Source organism: Dyella sp. 01N36, assembly GCF_056399745.1.
The window spans coordinates 1-4,298 of sequence record NZ_JBFTRY010000253.1 but is presented as its reverse complement, the minus strand read 5'-3'; the positions used below and the strand labels follow the sequence as shown (position 1 = coordinate 4,298).

Below are 4,298 nucleotides of genomic sequence, written 5' to 3'. Positions count from 1 at the left end.
GGCATGGTGGTGTGTGCGTGAAAGCCGTGATGCAACGTCATCGGTCGCCCTGCTTCAATGTCCAAGCCAGCGGGTACACGGCACGAGCCTCTCTCCATAGGCCGCAGCTATGGGCGACATCAAAACTATCGAATTCCACAAATGGGAGCAGCTACCTAGAGTCGGGTGCACGCAGCCATTCACCCACGTGCAAGGAGCCACGCATGACCGACCGCCGCAAGACCCTCACCACCTCATCCGGTGCAGCCGTCCCCGATAACCAGAACGCCTTGACCGCCGGTCCCCGCGGCCCGCTGCTGGTGCAGGACCACCAGCTGTTCGAGAAGCACGCGCAGTTCAATCGCGAGCGCATTCCCGAACGCGTGGTGCACGCCGTCGGCTCCGCAGCGCACGGCACGCTGACCATCACGCACGACATCACCAAGTACACCCGCGCCAAGTTGTTCAAGCCCGGCACGAAGACGCCGTTGTTCCTGCGCTTCTCCACCGTGGCAGGCGAGCGCGGCGCCGCGGATGCCGAGCGCGACGTGCGTGGTTTCGCCATCAAGTTCTACACCGAAGAAGGCAACTGGGATCTGGTTGGCAACAACACGCCGATATTCTTCGTGCGCGATCCATACAAGTTTCCCGATTTCATCCATACCCAGAAACGCCACCCGCGGACCAATTTGCGCAGCCCCACCGCCATGTGGGATTTCTGGTCGCTGTCGCCCGAGTCGCTGCACCAGGTCACCATCCTGATGAGCGATCGCGGCCTGCCGGCGACGCTGCGCCATATGCATGGCTTCGGCAGCCACAGCTTTAGTTTCTGGAACGACCTGGGCGAGYGCTTTTGGGTGAAGTTCCACTTCAAGACCCAGCAAGGCATCGAGAACTGGACCAACGACAAGGCAGCCGGCGTGATCGGACGCGATCGCGAGTCGCACCAGCGCGACCTTTACGAAGCGATCGAGCGCAAGGACTTCCCGAAGTGGACGATGTACGTGCAGGTGATGCCCGAAGCCGAGGCGCAGAACACGCCGTACAACCCGTTCGACCTCACCAAGGTATGGCCGCACAAGGACTATCCGCTGATCGAAGTGGGCGTGCTCGAGCTCAATCGCAATCCGGACAACTACTTCGCCGAAGTGGAGCAATCGAGCTTCTCGCCGGCCAATGTGATTCCCGGCATCGGCTTTAGCCCGGACAAGATGCTGCAATTTCGCATCTTCTCTTACGCGGATACGGCACGTCATCGCCTGGGCACCAATCACGAAGCGCTGGAAATCAATCGCCCGCGCTGCCCGGTGCACAACTACTACCGCGACGGCCAGATGCGCTTCGGCGGCAACGGTGGCGGCAGCGTGAATTACGAGCCGAACTCGTTCCATGGCCCGGTCGAAGACAAGTCGGTGCAGGAGCCGCCGCTGGCCATCTCCGGCGATGCGGATCGCTACATCGATCGCGACGGCATTGACGACTATACGCAGCCGGGCGATCTGTTCCGCTTGATGAGTCCGGATCAAAAGAAACAACTATTCGGCAATATCGCCGCGTCGATGCGCGGTGTGCCGGAGGTAATCATCCGTCGTCAGATCGCCCACTTCAGCAAGGCCGATCCGGCCTATGGCGAAGGCGTCGCCAAGGCGGTTGGCATCACGCTCTAAGCTGCTGGAAAAAACGAAGGCGGCGTCTCTTGCGAGCGCCGCCCTCTGTTTCGCCTACGAAGAGAACGCTCAGGCCGCCATTTCGGGCACCGTCACCAGGACCGGTTCGTCCGTGGCATTGGCCAGCAAGGCTGGAATGGTTTCCACCGGCACCGACACCGGCAAGGACACCACCTTGGCCGCTTCGCGTGCGGACAGCCGCCCGAAGCCCACCAGGCGATCGATGCTGCGCGCGACTTCCGCCTGACCGAACGGCTTGCTGATGAAATCGTCCGCGCCAAAGCGCTGCACGTAGAACTGCTCGGTCGCCTGCTGGTTGCCGCTGATCATCACGATCGGCACGTGCTGCGTGGCCGGGTCGTGGCGCAGCGCGCGCAACACGGCAAAGCCATTCATGCCCGGCAGCACGATATCCAGAAAGATCATCGCCGGTGGCTCGGCACGCGCCATCTCCAGCGCAGTTTCGCCGTCGGCCGCACGCACCACCTCGTAACCTTCCACCTCCAGCATGCGGCCGAGCACGGCGCGTATCGTCGCCGAATCGTCCACCACCAGTATTCGTGCCCCATGCGTGGTCTTGCGCCACGTCTGCTCGACCTGCCCCGGCGTTGCGCTCGAAAGCAGTCGCTTCAGGAATCCCATGCCCGCCATTGTCGCCCTCCCACTGCTTATTTCTAAGAGAAAACCACGCGCCCGCGCAGCTTTCCTTGGAGGACATGCTTACCCAGAACGGCGCTGCGTTCTGAGATGGGTGACTCACATGGAATCCTTAAGCCGTCGCAATTCTCGACGTGCCTGCTTATCCGGACGCCCTGGAGGAGCCATGGTGCCCAGTAACTTACGCTGAGCCTTCGCCGCCTCGCGCGCGGCGATGCTGGCCTCGCTTTCGCGATAGAGCGCCTGCGCGACCAGAGCGGGGCCTCGTTTCTCGGAGAGCGCCAGAACTTCCACTTCCAGCCGCTCCTCGCCCCGATTGATGCGGAACACGTCGCCCACATGCACCGCCTTGGCGGGTTTGCAGCTGCCGTCGTTGAGGTCGATCCTGCCACCTTCGATGGCCTGCTTGGCAAGGCTGCGGGTCTTGTAGAAGCGCGCCGCCCAGAGCCACACATCGGCGCGTAGAGGGGCTGCAGAAGAAGATTCGGGCCGTGACATGCCCTCAATTATCGCGCATCCGGTCCCCTTGTAGGAGCGCACCTTGTGCGCGACAGCCTTTCGCGCGGACATCCAGGACTGAGCTAAACCGAAGCGCTGCGGTCGCGCCCAAGTGCGCTCCTACAACCAGCCACGCAGCCTTTTTTGTAGTGCGCGACAGCCTTTCGCGCGGACATCAAGGACTGAGGTAAACCGAAGCGCCGCGGTCGCGCACCGGGCGCCCCCAATCACCCGCGCCCTCTGTGGGAGCGCACCCTGTGCGCGACAGCCTTTCGCGAAAGCCTTCAGGACTGAGCTACACCGAAACGCTGCGGTCGCGCACAAGTGCGCTCCTACAAGGGGGTGCCTTGGTGGAAGAGCATCTGCCACTGGCCATCACGCAGGCGCCAGATCGAGCTGCGCAGCGAATCCGACGCCGGGCGCTGCGGCGTGGCGAAGCGATGCCCACGGTAGGTCACCAAGGCCACATCCGCAGCCAGCATCGTCAGCCGAAAATCGCTGACCTCACGCGGCGAAAACGATTCACCGCGCAGCGCTTCTACGACCGCATCACGTGTCCACACCGTGCCCGAGACACCGAACTCGAAGAAGTCTTCGGCGATCAGCTGCCGCAGCGCCGCCTCATCGGCACGCACGTCCTGTCGATGCAGCTGTGTCTCCAGATCCAGCAAATGCGCGGCGAGATCCATGCGCGTTCCTCAGCTGCCCAGCAGCAGATTGCCCAGCGGTATGGTGATCAGCGACAACACGATGCCGGCACCCAGCAAGGTGTTGGCGAGCGACGGTTCCAGCTTGTACTCGTCGGCAAGAATCGCCGCGGAAATCATCGGCGCCATGCCCGCCTGCAACACGCCCACGGTCAGCGTAAGGCCACCGACGCCCGCCGTCATGCCCAGCAACAAGGCTGCGATGGGCGCGAGCAGCAGCTTCCAACCCAGACCCAGCAGCAACGGCGGCAGCTGGCGCTCGCCCAGGTGGAACTTGATCTGCAAACCCACCGAGAACAGCGCCAGCGGCGTCAGCGTGGCGCCTACGGGCAGCAGGACCTCATCGACGATCGGCGGCCAGCCACCCAGCGCGCCGACGATCGCGGCGAGCACCAGGGCCAGGAAAGACGGGAAGGTGAGGATGCGACGCGCAATCACGGCCGGCTGCGGCGATCGGCCCGCATACAGCGACGCCACCGCCACGCCGACCGAGGCCAGCAAAGGAAAACAACCGAGCTGATCGGCCACCACGGCGAGTGCCAGGCCCTCCTTGCCGTGCAAGGCCTGCATCATCGGATAGCCCATGAACGAGGTATTGCCCAGGCCGCAAACCAGCGTGAGGGCGCCGATGCGTTCGCGCGACCAGCCCAGGATTTTCCCGAGCACGGCGAACAGCAGCCACGCGCCAAAGAAGGTCACCCACATGGACGCCACGGGAAACCATAGCTGCGTGTCCACCTTCACCTTGGGCACCAGCGCCAGTACCAGCGCCGGCAGCGCGATATTGATC

The 4,298-nt window shown here is 63.3% G+C and carries 5 protein-coding genes; 1 reads left to right on the top strand and 4 read right to left on the bottom strand.

Translation table 11 applies throughout. From position 1 onward, the window contains the following. Positions 1 to 203 precede the first annotated feature (203 nt). The gene (locus AC1DMG_RS20370; RefSeq protein WP_477180992.1) at positions 204 to 1,646 is read left to right on the top strand and encodes a catalase; all 1,443 of its coding nucleotides are present in this window, start codon (positions 204 to 206) and stop codon (positions 1,644 to 1,646) included. Between the two features lie 69 nt (positions 1,647 to 1,715). Here the strand turns inward: AC1DMG_RS20370 and AC1DMG_RS20365 are convergent, their stop codons facing one another. The 4 genes from AC1DMG_RS20365 to AC1DMG_RS20350 all read right to left on the bottom strand — a co-directional run. Next, positions 1,716 to 2,288: a response regulator gene (locus AC1DMG_RS20365; protein WP_477176353.1), complete on the bottom strand. Its 573-nt coding sequence runs from the start codon at positions 2,286 to 2,288 to the stop codon at positions 1,716 to 1,718. A gap of 114 nt (positions 2,289 to 2,402) precedes the next feature. After that, positions 2,403 to 2,801 (bottom strand): RNA-binding S4 domain-containing protein, encoded by a 399-nt coding sequence (locus AC1DMG_RS20360; RefSeq protein WP_441605192.1) that lies wholly within the window; start codon positions 2,799 to 2,801, stop codon positions 2,403 to 2,405. Positions 2,802 to 3,133: 332 nt separating this feature from the next. Further along, positions 3,134 to 3,490 (bottom strand): nuclear transport factor 2 family protein, encoded by a 357-nt coding sequence (locus AC1DMG_RS20355; RefSeq protein ID WP_477176352.1) that lies wholly within the window; start codon positions 3,488 to 3,490, stop codon positions 3,134 to 3,136. Between the two features lie 9 nt (positions 3,491 to 3,499). Further along, positions 3,500 to 4,298: AEC family transporter (locus AC1DMG_RS20350; RefSeq protein WP_477180991.1), on the bottom strand; the 799-nt coding region annotated here is incomplete at its 5' end.